Consider the following 25529-nt stretch of genomic DNA (forward strand, 5'->3'; position numbering starts at 1 on the left):
CGCTGGTGGATTTATGGCTCTTGCTGGCGGCGAAGCGCCGGGAACAGGATGATGTCGCGGATACTGGCACTGTCGGTCAGCAGCATCATCAGGCGGTCAATGCCGATGCCGCAGCCGCCAGTGGGCGGCATGCCGTATTCCAGCGCACGCACATAGTCGTGGTCGTAGTACATGGCTTCGTCATCACCGCTGTCTTTGGCCTGGACCTGGGCGTTAAAGCGCGCAGCTTGGTCTTCTGCGTCGTTGAGCTCTGAGAAACCATTGGCAATCTCGCGCCCGGTGATGTAGAGCTCAAAACGCTCGGTGACTTCCGGGCGCTGGTCGTTGGCACGCGCCAGCGGCGAAATCTCCGTCGGGTGCTCCATGATGAAAGTCGGCTGCCACAGTTTGGACTCAACCACTTCTTCAAACAGCAGCACTTGCAGCGCCGCCAGGCTGCGACCAGACAATTGCTTGTCTTTCTCGGTGATGCCTGCCTTTTTCAATTCAGCCAGCAGCCAGTCACGGTCTTCGACGGCTTCACCGCCTTCGCAGTGCAAAGTAATAGCTTCGCGAATCGTCAGGCGTGCAAACGGTTTAGACAAGTCCACGTCCTTGCCTTGGTATTGCAGTTGCTCGCTGCCGGCGGTTTTTTGTGCGGTGTCACGCAGCAGGGCTTCAACAAAGTCCATCAGGTCTTCGTAGTTCCAATAGGCCGCATAGAACTCCATCATCGTGAATTCTGGGTTGTGGCGTACCGAAATGCCTTCGTTGCGGAAGTTGCGGTTGATCTCAAAAACGCGCTCAAAACCGCCCACAATCAGGCGCTTGAGGTAGAGCTCTGGTGCAATGCGCAGGAACATTTCCTGGTCCAGCGCATTGTGGTGTGTGACAAAGGGCTTAGCGTTTGCGCCGCCTGGAATGGCGTGCAGCATGGGTGTTTCGACTTCCAGGAATTCATTCTTGGTCATGAACTCGCGCATGCTGGAAATCGCCTGGCTGCGCTGGATAAAGCGCTTGCGGGTGCTCTCGTCGCTGATCAGATCAACATAGCGCTGGCGGTATTTCAGCTCCTGGTCGGCAATGCCGTGGAACTTGTCTGGCAGTGGGCGCAGGCTCTTGGTCAGCAGACGCAGTGCCTCGACCTTGATCGATAGCTCGCCAGTCTTGGTTTTGAATAAAGTGCCTTCAGCGGCCAGGATATCGCCCAGGTCCCATTTTTTGAATTGCGCATAGACCTCTTCGCCGACGCTGTCGCGTGCGATGTAGAGCTGGATTTGGCCAGTGGCGTCCTGGATCGTGGCAAAGCTGGCCTTGCCCATCACCCGTTTGAGCATCATGCGACCAGCAACGCTGGCTCGGGCCGCCTGGCCTTCGAGGGCTTCGGTCTCAGTGCTATCGTACGCATCGTGCAAGCCTTTGGCACGGTGCTCAGGACGAAAATCATTGGGGAATGCTGGCACGCCTTGTGCGCTGGCACTCTCGCGCAAGGCCTGCAATTTCTCGCGGCGCTCAGCAATTAATTTGTTTTCGTCTTGGGGGGAAACAGCTTCCGCTGCGTTGGTTGTGTTCAGCTCAGACATGCCAAAGGCCCGTGGGCGGTTGCAAAACCACAGATTTTAAAGGGAAATCAAGCTTGGGCGCTCAATGTCCGCCGATCTCCATAGATGTCAGGCGGTCACCCAGTGCCACTCAAGCGCAAACAGCAGGCAATTGAATGCCTGTGAAGCTGTGCGCGCAGGGAGCAGGAGTGGTGCAAGAGTGACCGCTGGCGTGTGCTTACACACTGCGCACACGCGGCTGCGGTGGGTGCGCGCTAAGGTAAGCGACAATGCCCGCCGTGATCGCCGCGGCGAGTTTGGCTTGGTGAGCGCTGGAGCGCAGCAGCTGCTCTTCACTGCGGTTGCTGATAAAACCGGTCTCCACCAGAATGCTGGGTGTGTCGGGATTGCGCAGCACGGCAAAGTTCGCTTGCTCGACCTTGTTGCCACGTACCCGTGTGTGGTTGGCCAGCTCTCTGCGCATCAGTGCGCCCAAAATCAAGCTGTCACGGATTTGCGCAGACAGGCTCATATCGGCCAAGGTGCTTTGCACGTGGCGGTCAGCAGTTTTGATATTCAAGCCGCCGACGGCGTCGGCTAAGTTTTCTTTTTCGGCCAGTAAACGTGCTGCGGTGCTGGTTGCGCCTCGTGAGCTGAGTGCATAGACACTGGCGCCATTGGCGCTGAAATTCTCCGCCGCATCCGCATGGATACTGATGAATAAATCGGCTTGCACCCTGCGGGTTCGCTCCACACGCGCTGCCAACGGCACGAAAAAGTCCCGGTCGCGTGTCATGAAGGCCTGCAATGGCACGCCATTGACCCGGGTGCGGTTGAGCTGTTCGCGCACTTGATGGGCAATGGCCAACACCACATGTTTTTCGAACGTTTTGGCCTGTCCAATGGCGCCTGGGTCTTCGCCACCATGGCCAGGGTCGAGCGCAACAATGTAGATGCGGTCTGTCTGGCGTGCGGTTGCAGGTGGACTAGGCGCAGGTCTAGGTGCAGGCGGGGGAGGCACTGGCGCAGGGGGTGGTGGCGCCGGGGTGGGAACTGGTACGGGCGCTGGCGCTGGCGCTGGCCTGCTTGCGCCGTGCTGGTCAAACCAGCCATCGAGCGGGTCTGGACCCGGTGGGCGTGTAGGCAGGGGTGGCGGCGCTGGCACGGGGGCTGCAGGCGCTGGCGGCGGTGCGGTTGGCACCGATGCAGAAGGCGTTGTATGAATCGCTTCTGTGCTTGGTGCCTGGGCAATGGTTTGCAGTCGCTCTGCAATCAACTGCGCCATTGGATCAACGGCTAGCGCCGGATACAAGTCAAACACCAAACGGTAGCGGTAAGGTGCAATCGGCTTGAGGGTAAAAACCTCAGGCCGCACGCGCTGTTTCAGATCAATCACCATGCGCACGATGGTGGGAGAGTTCTGGGCAATGCGGATGGCAGCAATATTCGGGTCGTCAGCCTGCACGCGCGTTTCCATTGTGCGCAGCTCCGGGCCAAGCAACAGATTATGGATGTCGACATACAGGCGTGGCGGATCGTCTTTGGCGAAGTCGTAGTTGGCCTCAAGCTCCTCATCGGACTCAATCGTGACGCGGGAGTATTCAGGCGCTGGCCAAATGCGCAGCGCTACAATGCCATTTTTCTTGCCTTTTTCGGCCGTCAGTGGCTTGTGTTGTTGGCCAATTTGGGCAAACGCCAGATGCTCAACGCTCAGTGCACACAACAAAGTACTGGCTTTGAGCAGGCTCCTGCGGTTGAGCCGCGCAGCAGCCACAGGCGCAGGTGCACTAAGGGTAATGCTGGTGCCAGCAGTGGCTGTGATCGAAGTGGCTTCAGCGCGGAGGGACTCTAATTGTTTGTAATTTACTGGACGCATGTCAGCACACTTTCTGCGAGCTGCTGGCCTGCAGCACTGTGGGCCTGAAGTCGAAATTGGCGTTGCAGTGCAGAGGTTGGCAAAAATTCAATAAATAGCGTGAGGTCAGGCGTTCCTAAAAGTTCCCCCGCTTTTTGTGGCCACTCAATCAGTTTGAGGCCTGGACCTTGCGCCGTTTCTTGCAGCCCGGATTCAAGCCACTCCTGGGGGTCTTCTAGTCGGTAGAGGTCAAAATGAAATACCTCCAGAGCGTGCTCTGGCAACTCATATTGCTCAAGCAAAGCATAAGTTGGGCTTTTAATGCGGCCTTCAACCCCTAGCGCGCGCAGTAAATACCGGGTCCAGGTGGTTTTTCCTGCGCCCAGGTCTCCATGCAAATCAATACGCAGGTCTTTCAGCGATTGGAGCTGCTGGGCAAAGCATTGTGCGATCAGGGCCGTTTGTTCTTCAGTGTGGGCAAGTAGCGTGGCGTCAGGCATGGTGGATGGATGCGCTGGTGAAGTCACAAGGGCGAAGTCAAAAGAGAGATGGTATGAGGAAAAGGCAAGGCCAATCGCAATCAGTGTAACAACTGGCGGGCCCACGCTGTGCGTTGGACCTACAATTTATATGCATGACAACAGAGATTGATACCGACTCGCTTCTTGAACGCATTCGCCTATGGGCCCATGCGCTGGGATTCTCGCAGGTGGGCGTGGCCAGTGTCGACTTATCGGATGCTGAAGAAGGCTTGCTGGCATGGCTGGCGCAAGGCTTTCATGGCCAAATGGACTATATGGAGCGCCATGGCCTCAAGCGGGCCAGACCTGCCGAGCTGGTGCCTGGCACCGTGTGTGTGCTCACGGCGCGCATGGATTATTTACCTCCTGATACGCCTGGTGATTGGCAGGACGTGGAGTGGCGCCAGCACGCGCAAGCAGGGCAAGCCGTGGTGTCCTTGTATGCCCGAGGACGTGACTACCACAAGGTATTGCGCAATCGCTTGCAAAAACTGGCCGATCAGATTCAGGCCGAGGTCGGGCCATTAGGCCATCGCGTCTTCACCGATTCGGCCCCGGTGCTGGAGGCCGAGCTGGCCAAGCGCAGCGGGTTGGGCTGGCGTGGCAAACACACCCTGGTGCTGTCGCGCGAAGCGGGGTCGATGTTTTTTTTAGGTGAAATTTTCCTTGATTTGGCCTTGCCTGAGACGGCGCCCACCACGGCGCACTGTGGCCAGTGTCAGGCCTGTATCCAGGTCTGCCCTACGCAGGCGATTGTGGCTCCAGGCAAGGTCGATGCGCGCTTGTGCATTTCGTACCTGACGATTGAGTTCGATGGTGTGATTGAGCCGCACCTGCGGCCATTGATTGGCAACCATCTCTATGGCTGTGATGATTGCCAGCTGGCGTGCCCTTGGAATAAATTTGCCAAACCTTCGCAATTGGTCGACTTTCAGTCCCGCGCCTCCTTGCAGCACAACGACTTGCTGCGGTTTCTGGGCTGGAGCGAGGCGGACTTTTTGCGCAATACCGAAGGCAGCCCTATTCGCCGCATAGGCTATGTGCGCTGGCAGCGCAATCTTGCCGTTGTCAGCGGCAATGCATTGCGCCAGCCCAAGGCCAGTGCAGAGCTGCGCCTGGCCATTCGCCAGCATTTGCATGCATGGCTGGAAGCAGCAACTACAACAGATGTGGTGCGCGAGCACCTGCAATGGGCGCTTGATGCGCCTGAGGAGGCCGCCATCTGAAATGGGTTTGATGGTGGGCGAGAGGATTAAAATCCTTCTGGTGTTGGAGGGGGGCCAATGCGCGCATTGGCTGGCCAAAGCCTTGGCCCGTAACGAAAATTTCGTTGTCGATTGGAGTGCCGATGCCCTGTTGGCCGATCGCCGCCTTTTGTTATTGCCCCAGCTCAGTTGCGGCAAAGCCATTGAATAGACCGCCGTTGGCTGGCTTGCAGAGGCCATGCACAAGCGGTGCATGCATATGATTCATTCTTTAGGACGCTTGGCTTTAGGCCTGTCCATTGCGTTACTGGGAGCGCAACTGGCGATATGGTTGAAGATCCCCCTGCCATGGATGCTGGGGCCATTGCTGCTGACCGCTGCCACCCGCATCTGCCATGCTCCCAGTCGCTGCGCGCCGATCTTTAACCAGTTTGGCCGCTGGATGATTGGCCTGTCCTTGGGGCTGTATTTCACACCCCAAGTGGCGCACAGCCTGGCCAGTTTTTGGCCATTGATGCTGTTTGGCATGCTCTACGCCATGGCGTTGGGCGTGTTTGGCTGCTGGGTGTACCAACGCTATGGCGGCCTAGACAAAACCACCGCCTGGTTTGCGGCTGCGATAGGCAGTGCCAGCGAGATGGCCAATACGGCCCAGACCTATGGTGCCAGGGTCGACCAGGTTGCGACAGCGCATAGCGTGCGGGTGATGCTGATGGTCGTCATCGTGCCTTTTGTGTTTCAGTACTTTTTGGGTGCACAAGCCGCCCCTCGTCCAGAGGCCCAGGCCATGCAACTGCCGGGCTTCATTTGGCTGGTTGCTGGTGCCTGGCTGTGTGGCTGGCTGTTTCATAGACTGTCTATTCCGAATGGCTGGATGCTTGGTCCATTGGCGTTTGCAATGGTCTTGACCCTGAATGGCGTGCATTTGTCCAGCTTGCCGCCGTGGCTGTCCTGGGCTGGGCAGCTGTGCATCGGTTGGTCCTTGGGCGATAAATACCGGCCTGATTTTCTGCGCTCGGCGCCGCGCCTATTGGTTGCTGCAGCCGTGCTGTCCCTGGTGGGCATGCTGAGCTCGGCTGGGATCGGATGGTGGCTGTCGCAGCATGTAGAGGTCAGTGCGGCGGCACTGATTTTGGCCCTGGTGCCTGGCGGTATTGCCGAGATGGCCATTACGGCCAAGGTGCTGGGCCTGGCCGTGCCCTTTGTCACAGCTTTGCAGGTCTCACGTATGCTGTGCGTGGTACTGACAACGGGTTGGTTGTATCGGCGCTTGATTGCAACAACGCAGCGGCCGAAATAGCCACATGGCAAGCGCAGGCGATCAGCTGGCGCTGCGCTCGCGCCACGACTGCACAATGCGCCCCCAGGTGGCCTGCCACTCTTTGTTCATCGCGGCAGCCATGGAACCTGAGCGCTTGACCATCGGAGCGACCTGATGGCTTTGCCATTGCGGCGCTGCGCCATCAGGGGCGACGTTCTGCGCCACTTCAAACGCAAAAGTGAAGTGGCCCTCTGTGCCCATGCGCAAATCGTTGATGATCAGCTGCCGGTCGCGCACCTCGGCATTGATAAATCCACTGGTGAACCAAGCCAGTCGGGCCACTTCAGGGTTGATGGCGATTTGTTCCTGCAGCAATGCAGGCTGGCTTGGGTAATGGCTCAATTGCAGGGTTTTATCGCCATCAAAAATGCTGCGATAGCCGACTGCATGGCCTTGCTCCGTGATGACCACCACGCGCCACAGCAGCGTGTTGAACGGAGTGGCTATCAATAAATAAGGCGCGCCACCCAAGCCTTGTTGTTGCAGGCTGTGCGCGACGGCATGGCTGCTGATGCTGCGTGAGATGTGTGACCAGCCAATGTACGCGGTGCTGAGCACAAGCCCAGTCACCACGGTGAAGAAGGCCCAGCGTTTGGGGCCGCCCAGCAGCACGGCCAGCACCCCCACCAGCAAAGGCAGGGTGTAGAGTGGATCAATGATGAACAAGCTGGCCCACATCACCGGACTGCTGCTGGTGGGCCACCACAGCTGGGTGCCGTAGACCGTGAAAGCATCCAGCAGCGGGTGGGTGATCAGCGCCAGTGCCGTGGCGATCAGCCAGGCTCTAGGTGCTTGGCGCACCGCCGGGCTGATTTTTTTCAGCGCCCACCACAGCAACAAGGCCAGTAGTAGCAGCAACCACAGCGCATGGCTGGGGCCACGGTGCCAGGTAAAAAGGCTCACCGGTGCCTGTGTAAACAGTGGCACGATCAAGGTGTCGAGGTCAGGCACTGTGCCCAAAATCGCCCCGGCCAACAGGCCCAGACGCCGTTGCGTTGCGGGCACGGCGGCAGCAACAATGCTGGCACCCAGAACGGCTTGAGAGAGGGAGTCCATCAGATGCAGTCTTAATAAGTCAGGAGCAAGCCACAAAAGGCTGTGTGGGTGATCGCCAGCAAGCAATATACCCAAGGGAGCCAAGGAATGCGCTAAGTTAAGGGAGTTTGTATGGTATCCAAACTGCCATTTGGGGCTCGCGAGCCCTAGCTAGCCCTATACAATCGCCACTGTTCTGCAAGACTAGCTTGCAATTATTCAAATAGCCTAGCGCATCGCTTGGCGCATTCGTGACTCACACTATGACCACCAGCACGCCAGCGGCACTTGGCTTTGAAGATATTCAGCACAACCTGAATGCGATGCGCGCTCGGATCGCTGCAGCTTGTGCGCATGCTGGGCGTGATCCGAGTGAGGTGCGTTTGTTACCGGTTACCAAAACGGTGGATGAGCACCGTTTGCGCTTGGCCTATGCCGCCGGCGTTCGGCAAATGGGAGAGAACAAAGTTCAGGAAGCGCATGAAAAATGGCAGTCCATGGCGGACTTGGCTGACCTGCAGTGGTGCGTGATTGGCCATTTGCAAACCAATAAGGCCAAACTGGTTGCAGAGTTCGCTAGTGAGTTTCATGCGCTGGATAATTTGCGCGTGGCCGAGGCACTGGACAAGCGCCTGCAAAGTCTGGGCCGCAGCCTCAAGGTGCTGGTGCAGGTCAATACCTCGGGTGAAGCCAGCAAGTTCGGCGTTGAGCCTGCGCAGGCGCTGGAGCTGGTGCAACAGTTGCCAGCCTTTGGCAGTTTGCAGGTGTGTGGGCTGATGACCTTGGCGCTCAATTCCAGTGAGGAGTCTCAAGTGCGGCCTTGTTTTGCACTGTTGCGCCAGTTGCGCGACCAGATGCAGCAAGAGACGCCGTACGCCGGGCAAATGCGTGAGTTGTCGATGGGCATGTCCGGCGATTTTGCTTGGGCGATCCAAGAAGGCGCGACCACGGTGCGTGTAGGCCAGGCGATTTTTGGCGCGCGTACTGCGCCGGCTGCCGCCCGGTAATGTGCTGCGCGCTGTCCAGTGTGAAGTGACACTGGACAGGTGACATCGCGTGCTATTGTGTGAGGACTGTTTTTCTTTTTTATGAGCCCTGATTGAGCGTATGACCCATAGCCGTATTGTCCTGATTGCCCACACGCCGTTGGCTAGTGCATTCAAGGCCTGTGCCTTGCATGTCTTTGGTGAGCAGGCAGCGGACGTGCTGGTGGTCGATGTCCAGCCAGATCACGACGTCGCCACATGGCATGCACAAGCTGCCGAGCTGCTGCAAGGAACTGCCGAGCCCGTCTTGTTGCTGACCGATGTGTTTGGTGCCACGCCATTTAACATCGCGCAGAACTGGTGCGACTGGTGCGCACAAAACAGCATTGCGACACGTGTTATCTCGGGGCTGAATGTGCCGATGCTATTGCGCGCGATTACCTACCGCGAAGAGCCATTTGAGTCATGGGTCGAGCGGGCGCAATCGGGCGGCGCTAACGGCATTATGGTGGTATCTCCCAAGGCTGCGCCTACCGGTGGGTGGCAGCAAGCAGTGCGAAATTCTTATGATCCAGACCACAACAACCATCATCAATAAACTGGGCTTGCATGCCCGTGCTTCGGCCAAACTGACTAAACTCGCAGGCAGTTTTCCTTGCCAAGTGTGGATGAGCCGCAATGGCCGGCGCATCAATGCCAAAAGCATCATGGGCGTGATGATGCTGGCTGCTGGCATAGGCAGCGAAGTGGTCATTGAGACCGATGGCGCGCAAGAGGAGGAGGCCATGCAGGCCCTGCTGGCATTGATTGCCGATCGTTTTGGTGAAGAACAGTGAGCGAATCCCTTGTGGGCATGTGGATGCGCACAAGGCTAGACGAAGGAAGGACGTGAGGCCATGAATGAACACATTAACGGAATTGCCGTCTCACGCGGTATTGCAATCGGTCGGGCCTTGCTGCTGGGCCAGGAGCCATTGCAAGTCAAACATTACCTGATCAGTGAGAAGCACGTTGCGCGTGAAGTCAAGCGTTTGCAAGCGGGCTTCGAGCTGGCGGTGCAAGAGCTGCGACGGGTGCAGAGATCCATCATGGACGACGCGAGTTCAGCCGAGCTGCACGCTTTACTGGATGTGCATGCCATGCTGCTGGAGGATCCAGAGCTGCAAATGGGCGCTGCGGCCTTTATTGAAAAACGCCGCTACAACGCCGAATGGGCGTTGATGCAGCAGTTGGCGCATTTCTCGCGTGAATTTGATGCCATGGAAGACAGCTATCTGCGTGAGCGCAAAGTGGACCTTGAGCAGTTGGTCAAGCGCGTGGTGCATTGCATGCGCGCGCCCGATATTGCGGCTGTGCAGAGCAGCTCCTCGCTGGCTGAGTTCGTCGCAGTGTTTGGCGCGCATGGGCAGGCGGCCCATGCAGGAGCGGCCTCAGAAGCGGCGGATGGACCGCTTGCCGATTGCAAGTCGCAGGACTGGCCTTTCATCATCGTCGCGCATGATTTGGCTCCAGCTGACATGCTGCACTTCAAAAGCGTTGCCTTTGCCGGTTTTGTTGCAGACACTGGCGGTGTTACATCGCATACGACCATTGTGGCGCGCAGCCTGGATATTCCGGCGGTGGTGGGCACCAAGAATGCCTCTCAACGGATTGCCCAGGATGCGATCTTGATCATCCATGCCGAGGCTGGCGTAGTGATTGTCAATCCCGATGCGCAGACACTGGCGCATTACTTCGAACTGCAGAAAAATGATTTGCAGGTGCGTGAGCGCCAGCAGCAGTTGTTGCACACGCCGGCAGTCACGCAAGACGGTCAAGCCGTGGAGTTGCTGGCCAATATCGAGTTTCCGGCCGACTGCGAGGTGGCCATAGCCGCTGGTGCGGTGGGCGTTGGCCTGTTTCGCAGCGAATTTTTATTCATGGGGCGCGAAGGCGTATTGCCCGATGAGCATGAGCAGTACTTGGCCTATAAGGAGGCTGTTCTGGCGATGAAAGGCCTGCCAGTGACCATTCGCACGGTCGATATTGGTGCAGACAAGCTGCTGCACAGCGCCTCGCACCAAGGCCGCTCGGAATGGGACCAGTCACCACTGGGCTTGCGAGCGATTCGCTGGAGTCTGTCTAGCCCCGAGATGTTCAGAACCCAGTTGCGGGCCTTGCTGCGTGCGGCCGTGCACGGACCATTGAATATTTTGCTGCCGATGCTCTCGCACTTTAGCCAGGTACAGGAGGCGCGTGCGCAACTTGAACTCTCTCGTCAAGAGCTGCGCGCAGTGCAAGTGCCTTTTGGTGAGGTGCGGCTGGGGGCGATGGTCGAAGTGCCTGCGGCTGCATTGATGGTTGAGCAGTTTTTGGACGATGTGGATTTCGTCTCGATTGGCAGCAATGACCTGACGCAGTACACCTTGGCGGTTGACCGCACCAATGAGGCCGTGGCGCATTTGTTTGATGCCACGCATCCAGCGGTGTTGCAACTGATTGCCCATGTGATTGCGCAATGCCATAAGCGCGGCAAGCATGTCAGTGTGTGTGGCGAAATCGCTGGTGATCCCATGGTGACCGATTTGCTGCTAGGCCTTGGCTTAACAAGTTTTTCGATGCACCCGGTGCAATTGCTGCAAGTCAAAGAGCGCATCGTGCATGCCAATGCCTCGCAGTTGGCAGATTGGGCGCGCCAGGTGTTGGCTTCGAACACTCCCCACACGCTCATTGCACAACATGCCCATGTAGAGCAGGTCGCCGCATAAGCACTGCCTGCATACAAGAATGCCGTGATCCGAGCGCAGTGCAGCACTGCTGCATAAGCGCTTGTAGACACCAGTACCCCCATGCAGCCACAGTACATGCTTGCGCTGTGCCTGGGCTTATGAGAGAAAGAGCTCTTTGCGCCCACGTACTCGCAGAGTAGTCTGCAACTGCCGTTGCAGGTCGGCTTCATTCAACCCATTCATTGCCCAGTCTTTTTCATGTATACCTTGCCCCTTTCATTGGGGCACATCAGTCTTGTGTGCCTTGGCCTGCTGCTGTATGTGCTCACCAGCCGCACGCACCATGTACGTAGATCACCGGGCTCGGCTGTGGCCTGGGTGCTGCTGCTGGTGGCATTTCCCTATCTTGGTATTCCGCTGTATTTGATTTTTGGTCTGCGCAAAGTCACCAAGGTCAAAGCGACTCAATGGGCTGTCGAGCCCAGCGTGCAAGCTGATGCGACAGGCAATGCTGCAGATATGCCACGCTATGTGCCCAGCTGGGCCAAGTCGGTCTTGTCGGCGATGCAGTTGCCGCATGCGGTAGGCGTGCGTGCGCTGCATTTTGATGCCGATGGACGCGTCGCCTTGCTGGGGGTGTTGGAGTTTATTGAACGCGCTGAAGACGAGTTGCTGGTCTGCACCTTCATTTTGGGCAATGACGAGCAAGTGGCAGCGCGCATTGTGGATGCCTTGGTGCTGGCTGCACGCCGAGGTGTCAAGGTGCGGGTCATCGTCGATGCGATTGGCAGCTTGAAGCTGCGCAAGCAAAGCATGCTCGTGATGGAGCAAAATGGCATTGCGCTCAGGCGTTTCATGCCGCTGTTGCACAACAGCGTCAAAGGGCGGGCCAATTTGCGCAATCATCGCAAATACATGGTCGCCGATGGACGCTATGCCTGGTCGGGTGGGCGCAATTTTGCTGTCGAGTATTTTCTGGACCAGCCCATGCACCCCGCTTGGCTGGATTTGAGCTTTCAGGCAGAAGGTGCGATTGCCGAGCACTTTGGCCAAATGTTTGAGTCTGATTGGGCGCAAGCGTCAGCGCCCTTGCTATGGGGCACTCGGCGCGTGGCCAGTGAATCATTGGCTCACAGTGCGATTGATGCGTTTTATCGCTTGCAAGGTACCTGGCAAAATGTGGCCGATTTGGTCATGGGCAGCTTGGCTGGGCCTGTTGCGCCGCGCTCTGAAAACCAGGCCGCTGGCTTGTTGCCTACGGCTTTGCAAGACCAAACCATGCAACTGGTGCCTAGCGGTCCCGATCAGTCCGATGACACCATCTACAGCTTGCTGCTCACTGCGGCGTTTCATGCCAACAAGCGCATTGCAATTGTCACGCCATATTTTGTACCTGATGATGCATTGACAGCTGCATTGTCCTTGGCAGTGCGGCGTGGGGTTGAGGTGCAGTTGGTGATTCCTAAAACCTCCAACCACCGCATGGCCGATATTGCCCGCATGCGTTCCTTGCGCTTGCTGGCACGCGCCGGGGCCAAAGTCATGTGGTTGCCGGTCATGTCGCATGCCAAACTGGTCATCGTGGACCATGCGATGGCTTTGTGTGGCTCGGCCAACTTTGACACCCGCAGCTTGATGCTGAACTACGAGATCATGACGGCGTTCTACAGTATTGAGGCGATAGAGGCGTTAGAGGTGCTGCTGGGCTATGCCTGCCAGCATGCCAGCGCGTACGTTCCGCAAGAGCCGGGCTTTGCCAGAGATTTGCTCGAGGGCATGGTGCGCTCAGTGGCCTTCGAGCTGTAAGGCATGCCTGCCGTATTTTCAGTATGTCTCAGGGCGCTATTGGCATACCATGCTCGGCTATGAGCGCTGCTGCCTTTTCCTATTCCCCCATGGTTGACGATGCCAGGCATCGCTCACCCTTACCCATGCAAGCCTTGTTGCTGCCAAAGGGGCGGCGATGAGTGCTTGGCGGCGGCTATGGTTGTTGTGCTGCGTTCTCATGTTGGGCGTATCTGTGCATGCGCAGACCATGGAACAAGCCGATGCCGATCGCGCATCCTCTGTGTGTGCTCCGCGCATTGTGGCAATACAGGCAGCCCGCGCAGCTGTCCAGACGCCATGGTTGCACCCGGTTGATGGCTGGATCGATGTCAGGCTGCCCAATTTTTGGGCGCGGCAGTGGCCGGATTGGAATGGCTCGGTCTGGTACCGCATTGACTGGGAACGCGGGCCCACTGGCGTATGCGCCACTAGCACGTCGCCAGTGGCCTTGGGTGTTGATGGGGTCAGCATCACAGGCGAGGTGTTTAGCAACGGCGATTTGTTGTGGCGCGGTGAATCCTTGGTCGAGCCTTTGTCCCGCCATTGGAATGTACCGAACTGGTGGATTTTGCCCGCCTCTGGTTTGCTCCCTGGCAAGAATTCAATATGGATCCGGGCCGTTGGCCCGGCCAGCGTTTCCGCTGGGGTTGGCGCAGTGCGCTTGGGCGATGTGGAGTCGGTAAGCAAGGCCTACGGCAGCGCGCAGTGGCGCCAACGCACGGTGTATTTGATCAATGCGGTGCTATGCGCAATGGCAGCAGCACTTTTTTTGCTGGTCTGGGGCTTGGGTTGGCGCAGCAGCCGTCCACAGCTACGCGATGAGTTGACGCAAGCCTATGGCTGGTTTGGCTTGATGGCACTGTGTTGGCTGGCGTATTTGAGTACCTATTTGGCCCATACCCCGTGGCCCTGGCCTGATTCGATTACACGCTCGCGCTTTAGTACCATTGCGCTGATTGGCTATGCGCTGTGTGTGTGCAAGTTCACCTTTCGTTTTGGCGGCCAGAGGTTGCCGCGGCTGGAAAAAGCGTTGCTAGTTCTGGCCGTATTGGGCTGTGCGATGGTGCTTTTGCCGCCCAATGAAACGGCGATGCAGTGGAGCAACACGGTCTGGAGGTCGACGATGGTGGTGTTTTTCGTTAACGGCCTGCAGTTTCAATGGCACGCATGGCGGCCACAGCCGGTCGAGCGCAAGCTGTCGCATCGGCTGTTGGCGCTGTGTTGGCTGGTGTATGTCTTGATCGGTGCGGCGACGCTGTTCTCGTTTACCGATTTTTGGCAGGTGGCACGCTATTGGGCTGCGTTGTCGGGCTTGTCGGTGATTGGCTTGGTGATGTTGCTGCTGGGCGGGCAACTGGTGCGGCAAATGCGCCGCATGGAGGGTTTTAACCACATACTCACCGAGCGGGTTGCGGATGCACGCATTGAACTGGCACAGTCATTGGCACGCGAGCATGCACAGGCCTTGGAGAATGCCACATTGCAAGAGCGCATCCGATTGGCCCATGATTTGCATGATGGTTTAGGGGGTAGTTTGGTGCGGGGTATGGCCTTGGTCGAGCAGACCAAAGGGGGGCTGTCGCAAGCGCGTGTGCTGTCCTTGCTGAAGAACATGCGCGATGACTTGCGTCAACTGATTGACCAAGGCTCCAGCGTTGGCGCCACTGTGCCACAGACTCCAGTGCAATGGATTGCTCCATTGCGCCATCGCTTCACCAGCATCTTCGATGCCATGGGCATGGAGACGCAGTGGAGTATTGCACGACTGTGGAGTGCCGAGCATCGCCCCAGTGTGGTGCAGTGCTTGGCGTTGACGCGGCTTTTGGAGGAGGCCTTGTCCAATGTCATCAAGCACAGCCAAGCCCAGCAGGTACAGGTGAGTGTGGAGGTCGGTGAAGAGCTGTCTTCAAGTCAAAGCATGCTGACCATCCGTATTGAAGACAATGGCCATGGATTTGACGTTGCCGCAGTGCAAGGTGCAGGCCTGTCAGTAGGCATGCGCAGTATGGCTGAACGTGCCAAGCGCATTGGTGCGCAACTGCAAGTACAGTCAGCGCCTGGGCGCACGGTTGTCAGTATCCGGCTGGCGCTGGGGGTTGGCGTGGCAAGCGATTAGCAGTGGCGCAAGGGCATCGAGCGAGCCCATGCCCTCACTGCGTCAGAATCCATTCTGCCAATTGCTTGGCTTCTGCTTCATTCACGCGCGTGTTCGGAGGCATCGGCACTGGGCCGTAAACACCACGGCTGCCTTTGCGGATGTGTTCAGACAGCAACTGCACGGCATCGGGCTCATCGCGGCGCTTTGCCGCAATGTCTTTGAAGGCCGGGCCGACGATTTTTCTCTCTACGCTATGGCAGGCGATGCAGGCTTTGGACTTGATCAGGGCTTCGTCAGCCCACGCCGCCTGGTGGTTGAACACAGGGGCGATGGCAAACAGGCTGAGCAATAACAAACGCATGGTGGTAGTTTTGGAGTCGATTTTCAGGAGTTTTAGGAGTGCAGTGCCGATTGCACCGGTCTTGCCAGTTGCCCAGAGCCGCGGCGACAGCGCCCTTCTTGGCATGGACGACAGGTTGCAGTATCGCACTGACTTGATCAAGAGCGGCTCGCTTCTGGCAATAGCTGAGCAAAATGGATACCAAATGCACCAGTGATTACCTGTGCGCAGGCCATCGCTGGCCATGACCGACGCAAGCGTTGACAACTCAGGCGCTACTTTCCAGCGTGTGGGCGGCGACATGGTCCTGCCCTAGCGCTTTGACCAGTTCAGGCAAAGCCTGCTGCAGTTGCTCACGCAGCACAAATGGTGGATTGACGACAACGACGCCGCTGGCCACCATGCCGGTGCGCTCAGCGCGCTCGCCTGGCAACTGTACGCCAGATTTTCCGCCGGTTTTAATGGCCAAGGTCGCATGCAGCCAGCTTTTACCTGCTTGGCGTGCAATCGTTTTGAGCTTGCGTGGCAGCTCATGCGCTTCAGGTCTGGGAATCACCGGGTACCAGATGATGTAGGTGCCGGTGGCGAATTTGCGCAGCGCATCGGAAAGCCATTGCGCGACTTGGCCGTAATCAGTTTTGAGCTCGTAGCTGGGGTCGCACAGCACCAAAGCCCGCCTTGAAGGTGGTGGCAAAAACTTCAAGCTGTCTTTGAAGCCGTCGGCATGCCACACATGGGTGTGGTTGGCAAATGGACCTTGCGCCATATTGCCTTGCAATGCACGCATGTCTGCCGGTTGCAATTCAAACAGATGCAACTGGTCTTGCGGGCGCATCAAATGCTGCAGCAAGGCAGGAGAGCCTGGGTAGACAATGCGTTTGGTGCCCGGTTTGATTTCACCATTGAATGAGGTGATCTGGTCCAGGTATTGCTGAACAGCCGGGGTGAGTGGCTCAGTGGCATTGGCCGCATAGGCCAGCAACTGCTGTATACCGCTGGCGCTTTCATTGCTGGTTTGGGCAAAATCACCATCAAGCCGGTACAGGCCGTTACCAGCATGGGTATCGATGAGTGAGAGCGCCACTTCTTTTTGCTTGAGATACTCAAGCGTGGCGATGAGCACCGTGTGTTTGAGCACATCGGCGTGGTTTCCTGCGTGGAAGGCGTGTCGGTAACTGAACATATGGGCGGCATTATCGCAAATATGCGCATCAAGGGGCGCGCATTTGCATCGATATGCAGGATTCTTTGAAGCATGCTAAGGTCGATCCTAGATCACAAAGAGAAGACACTTTTGCTCGCAGGTACGTCCCGTATGCGATAAAAGGGGTGTTTCTATCAGTTCCGCTAAGATGGTATTCATCCAACAAGGAGGTTTCAATGCTTGCAATGCGCACACTTGGTAAAACCGGCATCACAGTTTCGCCCCTCTGTTTTGGGGGCAATGTGTTTGGCTGGACCGCAGACGAAGCACAATCGTTTCGCTTATTGGATCGCTTTGTCGACGCGGGATTTAATTTCATAGATACCGCAGATATTTACTCCAGCTGGGTTCCAGGCCATCAAGGCGGCGAGTCGGAGACGATTTTGGGCAAGTGGCTCAAACAAGTCGGCAACCGTGAGAAAGTGGTCATTGCCACCAAGGTGGGCAAGCCAATGGGCGAGGGCAAGTCGGGCTTGAAGTCGCACTACATTCAGCAAGCAGTTGATGCGTCACTGCAGCGTCTGCAAACGGATTACATCGACCTGTACTACACCCATGAGGATGATCCCTCAACCCCTCTGGAGGAAACACTCCAGGCGCTCTCAGACTTGGTCAAGACTGGCAAGGTGCGCAGTTTAGGCGCCTCTAATTACACCGGTGCGCGTTTGACTCAAGCCATGGATGCGGCCAAAAAATTGGGTGTTGCCGGTTTTGAGGTTTTGCAGCCAGGCTATAACCTCTATGACCGTGAGGAATACGAGCGCGACTTGCTACCGGTCGTGCAAGCCCATGGGCTTGCAGTAGCCCCTTTTTATGCGTTGGCTGCGGGCTTTTTGACAGGCAAGTACCGCACGCAGGCAGATGCAGAAAAAAGCGTGCGCGGCGCACGAGTGGTCGAGACTTATTTGAATCCACGTGGCTTGTTGATTTTGCAAAAGCTCGATGAAGTCGCCGATCGCTATGTGGCTACGCCAGGACAAGTGGCGATTGCCTGGCTGTTGAGTCAGCCGGGCATTGTGGCGCCAATTGCCAGTGCCACCACGGACGAGCAACTCGATGAATTGCTGTTTGCTGCGCGGCTGAAATTGGACAAAGATGCGCTGCATGAGTTGACAATGGTCAGCGCACCTGCCGATAGCCAGTAAGCTGCAGCGTCACTGCAGTAGCAGTCCAGCTCTGTGCATGCGCGATAGGGTTATCCGCGCGGCTCAGGGTAGCTGACTGCGACTACCTGCAGATGCTGCAGGCCTGCGGGTGTTTGCAGCACCACCTCGTCATCCACACGCGCCTTGAGCAAGGCTCTGGCTACCGGGGCGATCCAGCTGATTTTGTGCTGCAGGCTATCGGCCTCATCGACCCCGACAATGGTGATGGTCTGCAACTGGCCATCATCGGTTTCGTAGTCGACGGTGGCACCAAAGAACACCTGGTCTTTGCCGTAATGCACCGAGGCATCGACCACCTCAACAATTTCCAGTCGCTTGGTCAGAAAACGCACGCGTCGGTCAATTTCGCGCAAGCGTTTTTTGCCGTACAAATAGTCACCGTTTTCTGACCGGTCGCCATTTTTAGCTGCCCAATGCACGGTTTCAACGATTTTTGGGCGTTCCACCTCCAGCAAGTGTTTGAGTTCTTGCTGAAGATTTTTATAACCAGCAGGTGTCAGGTAGTTTTTGACCCCGGGAGGCAGGGGGGCAGGGCCTTGCAGGCCGTCTTCGTCATCGGAGCTGTGGTCGGACTCTTTCACAAATGCTTTGTTCATGTCTGCCATTGTGCATGAGTTCTAGCCCTCTGTGCCGTGCCACAGCTGGCCTTGGACGCGCGCTTCAAGCGAAGTAGCGCGGCTGTGCGTGTAGTGGCGTATGTCAGCCAGTAGCGCTGGCAAAGGTGGCTATACAAAAGGGGCCAATGGCCCCTTTGTGCATGCTGCAAAATGCCTGTAATGGGCACTTAAATCTTGACGCTGGTCATGTATTGGTTGAATGGGTATTCCGAGAAGCGGTTCCACAAAATCTGATCGCGCTGGAATGCGCGCATGTCTTGGTGGATCTCCTTGAAGTCAGGTGACTTGGCCTCGTGCTCCGCAAACACTTCCATCGAGGCTTTGTAGCCTGCGTCCATCAGCTCCTTGGAGAACATTTTCAGCTGGGTTTTATCGGCCACCAGCTTTTTCAGCGCAACCGGGTTGTACGCCATGTACTTGGAGGTCATGTCAGCCGCTGCGACACGAGTCGCTGCATTCAAGATGGCCTTGTTTTCTGGCGAGAGTTCATTGTATTTTTTCAGATTGATAAAGAACTCCAGATCGGCGCTGCCTTCCCACCAGCCAGGGTAGTAGTAGTACGGTGCGACTTTGTTAAAGCCCAGTTTTTCATCGTCGTAAGGACCGACAAACTCGGCGGCATCCAAGGTGCCTTTCTCCAATGCGGTATAAACATCACCAGCCGGAATGTTTTGCGCCACCACGCCCAGCTTGGCCATGGCTTCGCCGAACACGCCGCCACCCAAGCGCATCTTCAATCCTTTGAGATCCTCTGGAGTTTTGATTTCTTTGCGGTACCAGCCACCCATTTGCGTGGTGGTGTTGCCTGCGCTGGCTGTGCGGAAATTGTATTTTTCAAAGAAGGCATCGAGCAGCTTGCGGCCATTGCCATGGTCTTTCCAGGCATTGAGCTGCAGGGTTGTCAGGCCAAATGGGACGGCCGTGCTAAAGGCAAAGATGGGGTCTTTGCCGGTGAAATAGTAGGCAGCAGTTTGGCCAATTTCGATGTTGTCGCCCTGCAGGGCATCGACCACACCAAATGCGGGCATCAACTCGCCGGCTGGGTGTACGGAGATTTCAAACTTGCCACCAGACATGGCCTTGACTTCAGAGGAGAGCTTTTCTGCGCTGCCATAAATCGTCGAGAGCGATTTGGGAAAGCTGGATGCCAAGCGCCAGCGAACTGCTTGTTGGGCATGCACAGCGGGGGCGACACCGGCGGCCAGTACGCCAGCTAATCCTGCAGTTTTAATAATTGAACGACGATCCATTGAGTTCTCCAGTGAAAAAAATAGCCAGTCACGCACTTGATTTGGGCGTGCACCGACAGCGTGGAAATTGTATGAAAGCGGTTTAAAAACGGATATTGCTGGAAACCCCGCAGTAAAAACCAACCCCTGTTGCCCAACTGCTGTGCCTGACGCGCTGGATGGACTTGGTACAGACGCCGAGTATTTCTTGGCAAGGCGCATGCATGCATGCATGCACTGTGGCGTAAGTAGTCAGGAATGCCGGGCTATGCAGCAGACTTGCCAGATAATTGCGGTATGACTGATGTGCATTTTTATTTCAATGTGCCAGATAAGCTCGCATTGGCGTGCCGGCTGGCGCGTAAAGCGTTTATGCAAGGCGCACCAATGGTGCTGACTGCCAATGCGGCGCAATTGGGCCAGCTCGACGAGATGCTCTGGCAAATGGCGCCCAGCGACTTCTTGGCGCATGACTATGTGGCCGAGCAGCAAGCAGCCACGGCACAAGCGCCGATTCAGCTGCGTGAAGCAATTGCTGCCAATAGCCTGATGCACAGTTCTGCGCGATCTGCACGCTTGCTGCTGACGTTATGGGAGGAAGTTCCCGCAGCCTTTAGCCATTTTGAGAGGGTCTATGAGCTGGTCAGCGCACATGACCAGGCCGATCGCGAACAAGCACGCAAGCGATGGCGCTTTTACCAGCAGCGTGGCTATGCCATTCACCGACATGATCTCGCACAAAAAGGGGGCTAATGACCATGAGCCATGCATCTGATCCAACACGTTTTGTCCCCACGCTGACAGATATTGTCGAGGTTGATGTAGCAATCGATGGCGTGGTGCGGCAGCCGGAGCTGTCTGTTGCGCCTTTGTCCGAGACTCCAGTGCCTGCGGCAAGCGAGCCAGTTCCTGAGCCAGGCGCATGGTCAGAGGCATTGGCCGAACAAATGGTGCACCGTGTGATTCAGCGCGTAGATGTTTTGCTGACGCAACGTGTGGGCGAGGTGGTTGCCTCTGTCATTGAGGCGCAGACCCGCTCGCTCTTGCCAAGCATTCGTCAAGAACTGGAGTTTGCCATTCGCAATAGCGTCAACGAGGCCGTGGCCGATGAGCTATCGCATATCGATCAGGCATTCAAAAGCACCGAATAAAAAAGCAGCGAATCAACGCCTGCTGGGTGAATGTAGCCATAACGAGCGCCTGCCAGTCAGACGCTTGCAGGCCAAATCCTGTCGATAATCAACGCGCTCTTTGCCATCTGGCCAGATAAAAACCATCCGTGTGGTGCAAGTGGGGCATGAGCATAATGGCATTGCTGGCCAGCGCAGGTGTTTGGTCTGCGCTGGTTTGTAGTCCTTGCAGATCGTGTTTTTGTAGCGTTTCAGACCAGTCCAGTGGTGCAAATTCGCGCGCATGTGAGGTGGTGAACCAGCGATTGACCGCTTCGTTTTCTTGCTCCAGCAGGCTGCAGGTCGCATAGACCAGGATGCCGCCTGGTTTGAGCAGGCTGGCTGCACTTTCCAGAATGCGCATTTGCGTTTGTTGCAGCGCTTCAATGCTAGCGGGCTGGTTGCGCCAGGCCAGCTCTGGGTGGCGACGCAATGTGCCAAGACCCGAGCATGGAGCATCCACCAAAACACGGTCTGCTTTGCCGCGTAAGCGGCTCAAACGTTCGTCGGTTTCTGACTGCAAAACCAAGGTGTGGACATTGCTCAGGCCACTGCGTTTCAAGCGTGGCTGCAATCCATCAAGGCGGTGCGCGGAGTTGTCCAGTGCATACAAGCGGCCGGTATTGCGCATCATCGCCCCCATGGCCAGGGTTTTGCCACCTGCGCCGGCGCAAAAATCGACGACGGTTTCCCCACGCTTGGCGCCAGTGAGCAATGCCAGCAGTTGCGAGCCTTCGTCTTGCACCTCAATGGCGCCACTGTTCATTAAAGGGTTTTGTCGCAGCGAAGGCTTGCCTTGGATGCGGATGCCCCAGGGGGAGTAGGGTGTCGCCGTGCATTCAATGCCTTGCTCCTGCAGCTCTTTGGCCACAGCATTGCGCTTGTGCGTGAGCAAGTTGGCTCGCAGATCCAAAGTTGCGCTTTGTTTCAGGGCATGGCTGAGGGCGACAAAAGCCGTCTCGCCATATTGTGCTTGCAGCGCCTGGGCTAACCATTGCGGCAGATTGTGCTGCAGTGCTGCGGTGTCAGGTTCATTGAAGTGCGCATTGGCTTGCATACTCGCGCTCAACCAAACTTGCTGTTCTGGATCTGGCAGATTGTCGATCGCGGTTTGCAAGATGGCGGCAATTTGCGCGGCCGTCACGGGCAGGTTGATAGGGCCATGCTTGTCCATCGCCAAAGCCAAAACAGCCAGACGCTCGCATGATTTGGTTTCTGGCGATTTCGCATCCAGGCCTTCCATGTGGCGCAGCAGCGGCAAAAAACGCAAGGCGGCAAAGCTGGCGTTGGCAATCTGAAAGCGGTCGCGACTCCCAAGCTTGGGGTTTTCGCGTTGAAATTGCGTCAAAGTGATGTCTGCAGGGCCATCAAAGCGCAACAGGCGTTGCAGCACTTGGGCGGTGGCTTGTACAAGGTAGCGGGCAAACATAGTGGGGAGATCCGTCTAAAAAGGGCAATCAGGCGGCCTGTTTTCAGGCGTGCGACTGGGCAGCTTGGCGCGCCAAAATGCATTCAATAGCGCGCGGGTAGAGCAGGTGTTCCTGGGCCCTGACGCGGGAGGCCAAGCTGTCTGCAGTGTCGCCCGCCAGAACGGGGACGACGGCCTGGTCAATGATGGGCCCTGCATCGAGCTCTGGAATGACCCAGTGCACAGTGGCACCTGCGACTTTGCAGCCAGCATCAATCGCACGTTGGTGTGTGTGCAGGCCAGCAAATGCGGGCAAAAGTGATGGGTGGATATTGACCAGGCGCTGCTCAAATTGGCGCACAAAGCCTTCTGTGAGAACGCGCATAAAGCCTGCCAGGATGACCAAGCTGGGCTGGTACTGCTCAAGTGCTTGTGCCAACGCGCAATCAAAGTCTTCACGGGATGCGTATTGTTTATGGTCTACCACTTGTGTGGCCAGGCCGTGCGCTTTGGCCCAGTGCAGACCTGGTGCGTCTGGCCGGTTGCTAATCACTGCGGTGATGCGAGCACCCCATTTGGCTTGCCATTGGCGCTGCTGTTGGGCTTGAACCAAGGCCGCCATATTGGAGCCGGTTCCGGAGATCAAAACGACGATATTTTTCATGAGGGGCGTATTGTCGCATTGTTCGTAGCCGCCCTCAGCCGCAGTGCATGCCAGAAGGCCATGCGAGCCCAGCGGTGAGCAGCCTGCTAAAAGTGCACCAGTCACCAGTTAGACAGACTGGCCAGGTGATGGCATGGTACACCTGCAACTGAGACAAGCGTGTCGTGCCCGCTGCCTTTGAGGAGGCTCTTGGCACTATTTTGCGCGTATTCCTAACGCGACACATCATAAAGAGGCCGTATGGATTTGAATTACACACCGCAGGAGCAAGCGTTCCGACAAGAGGTCAGACAGTGGGTGCAAGCGCATCTGCCCAAAGACGTTGCCTATAAAGTCCACAACAACCTGCGTCTGAGCCGCGATGATATGCAAGGCTGGGCGAAGATTTTGGGCAAAAAAGGTTGGCTGGCTTATGGTTGGCCCCAAGAGTTTGGTGGCCCAGGTTGGACTGCGGTCGAGCGCCATTTGTTTGAGGAAGAGTGTGCGTTGGCCGGTGCACCGCGCATTATTCCGTTTGGCCCTGTGATGGTGGCCCCTGTCATCATGGCTTACGGCAATGCGGAGCAACAAAAACGCTTTCTGCCTGGCATTGCCAGCGGTGAGGTCTGGTGGAGCCAGGGCTACAGCGAACCAGGCTCAGGCTCTGACTTGGCATCGCTCAAGACCCGTGCAGAGCGCGTGGGCGACCATTACGTGGTCAACGGCCAAAAGACCTGGACAACGCTGGGTCAGTACGGTGACTGGATTTTCTGCCTGGTGCGCACCAGTACCGAGGGCAAGCCCCAGACCGGCATTTCCTTCTTGCTGATTGATATGACCTCGCCCGGTGTTACGGTGCGCCCGATCAAGTTGCTCGATGGCGAGTGCGAAGTCAATGAGGTGTTTTTTGACAACGTCAAAGTACCTGCGGAAAACCTGATCGGTGAAGAGAACCAAGGCTGGACCTACGCCAAGCACTTGCTCAGCCATGAGCGTACAAATATCGCCGATGTCAATCGATCCAAGCGCGAGCTGGAGCGTCTCAAACGCATCGCCAAGCAGCAAGGGCTCTGGGAGGACGTGCGCTTTCGCGATGAAATCGCCAAGTTAGAGGTCGATGTGCTGGCGCTGGAGATGATGGTGCTGCGTGTACTGTCGGCCGTCAGCTCAGGGCGCAATCCGCTTGATATTGCTGGCCTGCTCAAAATCAAAGGCAGTGAAATTCAGCAGCGTTATTCAGAACTGCTGATGCTTGCGGCTGGCCCATACAGCTTGCCATTCATTGAGGAGGCGATGAGCGCTGGCTGGCAGGGCGATTTTCCTGGAGGTGATGCGACGATGTCGGTGTTGGCACCGACGTACTTCAATTTCCGCAAAACCACCATTTATGGCGGCTCCAACGAAGTGCAGCGCAACATCGTCGCACAAACCGTGCTGGGCTGATGGCCCACGCACGCTTATCTAGATTCAGAGTGAAGGAGACTTGTCATGGATTTCAATTTCAGCGATGACCAACTGCAATTGCGCGAGGCTGTGCGCAAATGGGTTGAGAAAGCGTATTCGTTTGAACGCCGCAAAGGCATTGTGGCCAGCGGAGGCTTTGATCGCGCCGTTTGGCAAGAGTTGGCCGAATTGGGGCTGATGGGCCTGACGGTGCCTGAAGCCCAAGGCGGCATGGGCATGGGTGCGATTGAGGCGATGGTGGTGCTCGAGGAGTTGGGCCAAGGTTTGGTGCTTGAGCCCTATGCACAAGCGCTGCTGGCCGGTGATGTGCTGGCGCAGCATGCCGATGCTGCATTGCAGCAGGCCTGGCTGGCACCATTAACCAGCGGCGAGGCACTGATCGTGCTGGCGAGCCAAGAGCGTGGTGCGCGCTACCAGCTCGAACCTGTGGGCACGCAGGCAGAGCAAAGCGCAGGCACCTACCACATCAGCGGCCAAAAAAGTCTCGTGCCAGCAGGTGATCTGGCCGATGCCTGGATCGTGCCGGCACTGCTGCAAGGTGAAACAGCATTGTTTTTGGTCGAAAAGGGTGCATCAGGCGTGCAGGCAGATGGGTATTTGACGCAAGATGGCAGCCGCGCTGCGGAGATGCGTTTTGCCAAAACGCCTGCCAAGCTCATCACGACCAATGGCAGTGCGGCCTTGCAGCAAGCAGCCTATATTGGCATTGCCAGTGTGTGCGCATCAGGCGTGGGCGTGATGGATAAAACCCTGCTGCTGACTGCCGACTATCTGAACCAGCGCAAGCAGTTTGGCGTGGTCATTGCAAACTTTCAGGCCCTGCGTCACCGCATGGCCGATATGAAAATGCAATTGGAGCTGGGCCGCTCGATGTCGTATTACGCCTGGCTAAAACTCGATGAGCCAGAGGCCGTGGAGCGCAAGCTGGCGCTGTCGCGGGCCAAATACCAGTTGGGTCAAAGCATGCGCTTTGTGGGCCAGCAAGCGGTGCAATTGCACGGCGGTATTGGTGTGACCGATGAATACATTGGCAGCCATTACTTCAAAACGCTGACGCAATTGGAGATCAGCTGGGGCGACAGCCTGCACCATCTGGGCATCATCAGCGACAACATGCAAGAGACCGCAGGCGTTGCGGCTTAAGAGCCTGTTCAAAGTCTCCACGCAGACCGCGTTGGAGCCCAAAAGGATACGATGCGCGGCAAAAACCGCA

General features: G+C 56.9%; 23 protein-coding genes. 13 read left to right on the plus strand and 10 right to left on the minus strand.

Annotated features, from left to right (window positions below):
* Nucleotides 1-11: 11 nt before the first annotated feature.
* The 3 genes from lysS to tsaE all read right to left on the minus strand — a co-directional run bounded on the left by lysS (nt 12) and on the right by tsaE (nt 3875).
* Nucleotides 12-1562, minus strand: a complete 1551-nt coding sequence (lysS, locus tag E8K88_RS12465) for a lysine--tRNA ligase (RefSeq protein WP_136407000.1) — start codon at nt 1560-1562, stop codon at nt 12-14.
* Between the two features lie 196 nt (nt 1563-1758).
* The gene (locus E8K88_RS12470; RefSeq protein ID WP_136407001.1) at nt 1759-3396 is read right to left on the minus strand and encodes an N-acetylmuramoyl-L-alanine amidase; all 1638 of its coding nucleotides are present in this window, start codon (nt 3394-3396) and stop codon (nt 1759-1761) included.
* Nucleotides 3384-3875 carry a tRNA (adenosine(37)-N6)-threonylcarbamoyltransferase complex ATPase subunit type 1 TsaE gene (gene tsaE / locus E8K88_RS12475; protein ID WP_136407002.1) on the minus strand — a complete coding sequence of 164 codons (492 nt, stop codon included), beginning with the start codon at nt 3873-3875 and terminating at the stop codon, nt 3384-3386. The genes E8K88_RS12470 and tsaE overlap by 13 nt, the downstream gene beginning before the upstream one ends.
* 134 nt (nt 3876-4009) lie before the next feature.
* On the opposite strand from tsaE, the gene queG reads away from it, so the two are divergent.
* Nucleotides 4010-5122, plus strand: a complete 1113-nt coding sequence (gene queG / locus E8K88_RS12480; RefSeq protein ID WP_205880084.1) for a tRNA epoxyqueuosine(34) reductase QueG — start codon at nt 4010-4012, stop codon at nt 5120-5122.
* A gap of 238 nt (nt 5123-5360) precedes the next feature.
* Complete coding sequence (locus tag E8K88_RS12485; protein ID WP_240754509.1) at nt 5361-6401, plus strand: AbrB family transcriptional regulator; 1041 nt, start codon at nt 5361-5363, stop codon at nt 6399-6401.
* A 21-nt stretch (nt 6402-6422) separates the two neighbouring features.
* On the opposite strand, the gene E8K88_RS12490 is transcribed toward E8K88_RS12485, so the two are convergent.
* Nucleotides 6423-7478, minus strand: coding sequence for a metal-dependent hydrolase (locus E8K88_RS12490; protein ID WP_136407004.1), 1056 nt, complete (start codon nt 7476-7478; stop codon nt 6423-6425).
* Between the two features lie 242 nt (nt 7479-7720).
* Between E8K88_RS12490 and E8K88_RS12495 the strand changes: the two genes are divergently transcribed.
* The 6 genes from E8K88_RS12495 to E8K88_RS12520 all read left to right on the plus strand — a co-directional run bounded on the left by E8K88_RS12495 (nt 7721) and on the right by E8K88_RS12520 (nt 15094).
* Nucleotides 7721-8464, plus strand: a complete 744-nt coding sequence (locus tag E8K88_RS12495) for a YggS family pyridoxal phosphate-dependent enzyme (protein WP_136407058.1) — start codon at nt 7721-7723, stop codon at nt 8462-8464.
* Between the two features lie 100 nt (nt 8465-8564).
* Complete coding sequence (locus E8K88_RS12500) at nt 8565-9041, plus strand: PTS sugar transporter subunit IIA (RefSeq protein WP_136407005.1); 477 nt, start codon at nt 8565-8567, stop codon at nt 9039-9041.
* On the plus strand, nt 9010-9279 hold the full coding sequence (locus tag E8K88_RS12505; protein ID WP_136407006.1) for an HPr family phosphocarrier protein: 270 nt from the start codon (nt 9010-9012) through the stop codon (nt 9277-9279). The genes E8K88_RS12500 and E8K88_RS12505 overlap by 32 nt, the downstream gene beginning before the upstream one ends.
* Before the next feature lie 60 nt (nt 9280-9339).
* Entirely contained in the window at nt 9340-11190 is a 1851-nt protein-coding gene (gene ptsP, locus E8K88_RS12510; RefSeq protein ID WP_136407007.1) for a phosphoenolpyruvate--protein phosphotransferase, read from the plus strand.
* Between the two features lie 219 nt (nt 11191-11409).
* Nucleotides 11410-12957, plus strand: coding sequence for a phospholipase D-like domain-containing protein (locus E8K88_RS12515; RefSeq protein ID WP_136407008.1), 1548 nt, complete (start codon nt 11410-11412; stop codon nt 12955-12957).
* Between the two features lie 229 nt (nt 12958-13186).
* Nucleotides 13187-15094 carry a sensor histidine kinase gene (locus E8K88_RS12520; protein ID WP_240754510.1) on the plus strand — a complete coding sequence of 636 codons (1908 nt, stop codon included), beginning with the start codon at nt 13187-13189 and terminating at the stop codon, nt 15092-15094.
* A gap of 34 nt (nt 15095-15128) precedes the next feature.
* Here E8K88_RS12520 and E8K88_RS12525 read toward each other — a convergent pair whose 3' ends face one another.
* Complete coding sequence (locus E8K88_RS12525) at nt 15129-15437, minus strand: c-type cytochrome (RefSeq protein WP_136407010.1); 309 nt, start codon at nt 15435-15437, stop codon at nt 15129-15131.
* 247 nt (nt 15438-15684) lie between these two features.
* Nucleotides 15685-16599 carry a 23S rRNA (adenine(2030)-N(6))-methyltransferase RlmJ gene (locus E8K88_RS12530; RefSeq protein WP_136407011.1) on the minus strand — a complete coding sequence of 305 codons (915 nt, stop codon included), beginning with the start codon at nt 16597-16599 and terminating at the stop codon, nt 15685-15687.
* Between the two features lie 197 nt (nt 16600-16796).
* Between E8K88_RS12530 and E8K88_RS12535 the strand changes: the two genes are divergently transcribed.
* Nucleotides 16797-17765: an aldo/keto reductase gene (locus E8K88_RS12535; RefSeq protein ID WP_136407012.1), complete on the plus strand. Its 969-nt coding sequence runs from the start codon at nt 16797-16799 to the stop codon at nt 17763-17765.
* A 50-nt stretch (nt 17766-17815) separates the two neighbouring features.
* Here the strand turns inward: E8K88_RS12535 and greB are convergent, their stop codons facing one another.
* On the minus strand, nt 17816-18382 hold the full coding sequence (greB, locus tag E8K88_RS12540) for a transcription elongation factor GreB (protein WP_136407013.1): 567 nt from the start codon (nt 18380-18382) through the stop codon (nt 17816-17818).
* Between the two features lie 188 nt (nt 18383-18570).
* On the minus strand, nt 18571-19653 hold the full coding sequence (locus tag E8K88_RS12545; protein ID WP_136407014.1) for a TRAP transporter substrate-binding protein: 1083 nt from the start codon (nt 19651-19653) through the stop codon (nt 18571-18573).
* Nucleotides 19654-19929: 276 nt separating this feature from the next.
* Between E8K88_RS12545 and E8K88_RS12550 the strand changes: the two genes are divergently transcribed.
* Nucleotides 19930-20385: a DNA polymerase III subunit chi gene (locus E8K88_RS12550; protein WP_136407015.1), complete on the plus strand. Its 456-nt coding sequence runs from the start codon at nt 19930-19932 to the stop codon at nt 20383-20385.
* A gap of 5 nt (nt 20386-20390) precedes the next feature.
* Nucleotides 20391-20783, plus strand: coding sequence for a hypothetical protein (locus E8K88_RS18360; protein ID WP_240754511.1), 393 nt, complete (start codon nt 20391-20393; stop codon nt 20781-20783).
* A gap of 88 nt (nt 20784-20871) precedes the next feature.
* Here E8K88_RS18360 and E8K88_RS12560 read toward each other — a convergent pair whose 3' ends face one another.
* Nucleotides 20872-22230: an RsmB/NOP family class I SAM-dependent RNA methyltransferase gene (locus tag E8K88_RS12560; protein ID WP_136407016.1), complete on the minus strand. Its 1359-nt coding sequence runs from the start codon at nt 22228-22230 to the stop codon at nt 20872-20874.
* A 43-nt stretch (nt 22231-22273) separates the two neighbouring features.
* The gene (gene purN, locus E8K88_RS12565) at nt 22274-22873 is read right to left on the minus strand and encodes a phosphoribosylglycinamide formyltransferase (protein ID WP_136407017.1); all 600 of its coding nucleotides are present in this window, start codon (nt 22871-22873) and stop codon (nt 22274-22276) included.
* Between the two features lie 240 nt (nt 22874-23113).
* Here purN and E8K88_RS12570 point away from each other — a divergent pair, with 240 nt between their 5' ends.
* Nucleotides 23114-24295 (plus strand): acyl-CoA dehydrogenase family protein, encoded by a 1182-nt coding sequence (locus E8K88_RS12570; RefSeq protein ID WP_136407018.1) that lies wholly within the window; start codon nt 23114-23116, stop codon nt 24293-24295.
* A gap of 45 nt (nt 24296-24340) precedes the next feature.
* The gene (locus E8K88_RS12575; RefSeq protein WP_136407019.1) at nt 24341-25459 is read left to right on the plus strand and encodes an acyl-CoA dehydrogenase family protein; all 1119 of its coding nucleotides are present in this window, start codon (nt 24341-24343) and stop codon (nt 25457-25459) included.
* Nucleotides 25460-25529 lie beyond the last annotated feature (70 nt).

Source organism: Lampropedia aestuarii (genome assembly GCF_004803635.1).
GTDB lineage: Bacteria > Pseudomonadota > Gammaproteobacteria > Burkholderiales > Burkholderiaceae_C > Lampropedia > Lampropedia aestuarii.

Excerpts from the sequence above, each read along its gene's own strand:
- E8K88_RS18360 (WP_240754511.1), top strand. The coding sequence starts at position 20,391 with ATGAGCCATGCATCTGATCCAACACGTTTTGTCCCCACGCTGACAGAT.
- E8K88_RS12525 (WP_136407010.1), bottom strand. The coding sequence starts at position 15,437 with ATGCGTTTGTTATTGCTCAGCCTGTTTGCCATCGCCCCTGTGTTCAAC.
- E8K88_RS12550 (WP_136407015.1), top strand. The coding sequence starts at position 19,930 with ATGACTGATGTGCATTTTTATTTCAATGTGCCAGATAAGCTCGCATTG.
- E8K88_RS12515 (WP_136407008.1), top strand. The coding sequence starts at position 11,410 with ATGTATACCTTGCCCCTTTCATTGGGGCACATCAGTCTTGTGTGCCTT.
- purN (WP_136407017.1), bottom strand. The coding sequence starts at position 22,873 with ATGAAAAATATCGTCGTTTTGATCTCCGGAACCGGCTCCAATATGGCG.
- E8K88_RS12530 (WP_136407011.1), bottom strand. The coding sequence starts at position 16,599 with ATGTTCAGTTACCGACACGCCTTCCACGCAGGAAACCACGCCGATGTG.
- E8K88_RS12535 (WP_136407012.1), top strand. The coding sequence starts at position 16,797 with ATGCTTGCAATGCGCACACTTGGTAAAACCGGCATCACAGTTTCGCCC.
- greB (WP_136407013.1), bottom strand. The coding sequence starts at position 18,382 with ATGAACAAAGCATTTGTGAAAGAGTCCGACCACAGCTCCGATGACGAA.
- E8K88_RS12520 (WP_240754510.1), top strand. The coding sequence starts at position 13,187 with ATGGAACAAGCCGATGCCGATCGCGCATCCTCTGTGTGTGCTCCGCGC.
- E8K88_RS12560 (WP_136407016.1), bottom strand. The coding sequence starts at position 22,230 with ATGTTTGCCCGCTACCTTGTACAAGCCACCGCCCAAGTGCTGCAACGC.
- E8K88_RS12545 (WP_136407014.1), bottom strand. The coding sequence starts at position 19,653 with ATGGATCGTCGTTCAATTATTAAAACTGCAGGATTAGCTGGCGTACTG.
- ptsP (WP_136407007.1), top strand. The coding sequence starts at position 9,340 with ATGAATGAACACATTAACGGAATTGCCGTCTCACGCGGTATTGCAATC.
- E8K88_RS12505 (WP_136407006.1), top strand. The coding sequence starts at position 9,010 with ATGATCCAGACCACAACAACCATCATCAATAAACTGGGCTTGCATGCC.
- E8K88_RS12485 (WP_240754509.1), top strand. The coding sequence starts at position 5,361 with ATGATTCATTCTTTAGGACGCTTGGCTTTAGGCCTGTCCATTGCGTTA.
- E8K88_RS12490 (WP_136407004.1), bottom strand. The coding sequence starts at position 7,478 with ATGGACTCCCTCTCTCAAGCCGTTCTGGGTGCCAGCATTGTTGCTGCC.
- E8K88_RS12495 (WP_136407058.1), top strand. The coding sequence starts at position 7,721 with ATGACCACCAGCACGCCAGCGGCACTTGGCTTTGAAGATATTCAGCAC.
- E8K88_RS12500 (WP_136407005.1), top strand. The coding sequence starts at position 8,565 with ATGACCCATAGCCGTATTGTCCTGATTGCCCACACGCCGTTGGCTAGT.
- tsaE (WP_136407002.1), bottom strand. The coding sequence starts at position 3,875 with ATGCCTGACGCCACGCTACTTGCCCACACTGAAGAACAAACGGCCCTG.
- queG (WP_205880084.1), top strand. The coding sequence starts at position 4,010 with ATGACAACAGAGATTGATACCGACTCGCTTCTTGAACGCATTCGCCTA.
- E8K88_RS12470 (WP_136407001.1), bottom strand. The coding sequence starts at position 3,396 with ATGCGTCCAGTAAATTACAAACAATTAGAGTCCCTCCGCGCTGAAGCC.
- lysS (WP_136407000.1), bottom strand. The coding sequence starts at position 1,562 with ATGTCTGAGCTGAACACAACCAACGCAGCGGAAGCTGTTTCCCCCCAA.
- E8K88_RS12575 (WP_136407019.1), top strand. The coding sequence starts at position 24,341 with ATGGATTTCAATTTCAGCGATGACCAACTGCAATTGCGCGAGGCTGTG.
- E8K88_RS12570 (WP_136407018.1), top strand. The coding sequence starts at position 23,114 with ATGGATTTGAATTACACACCGCAGGAGCAAGCGTTCCGACAAGAGGTC.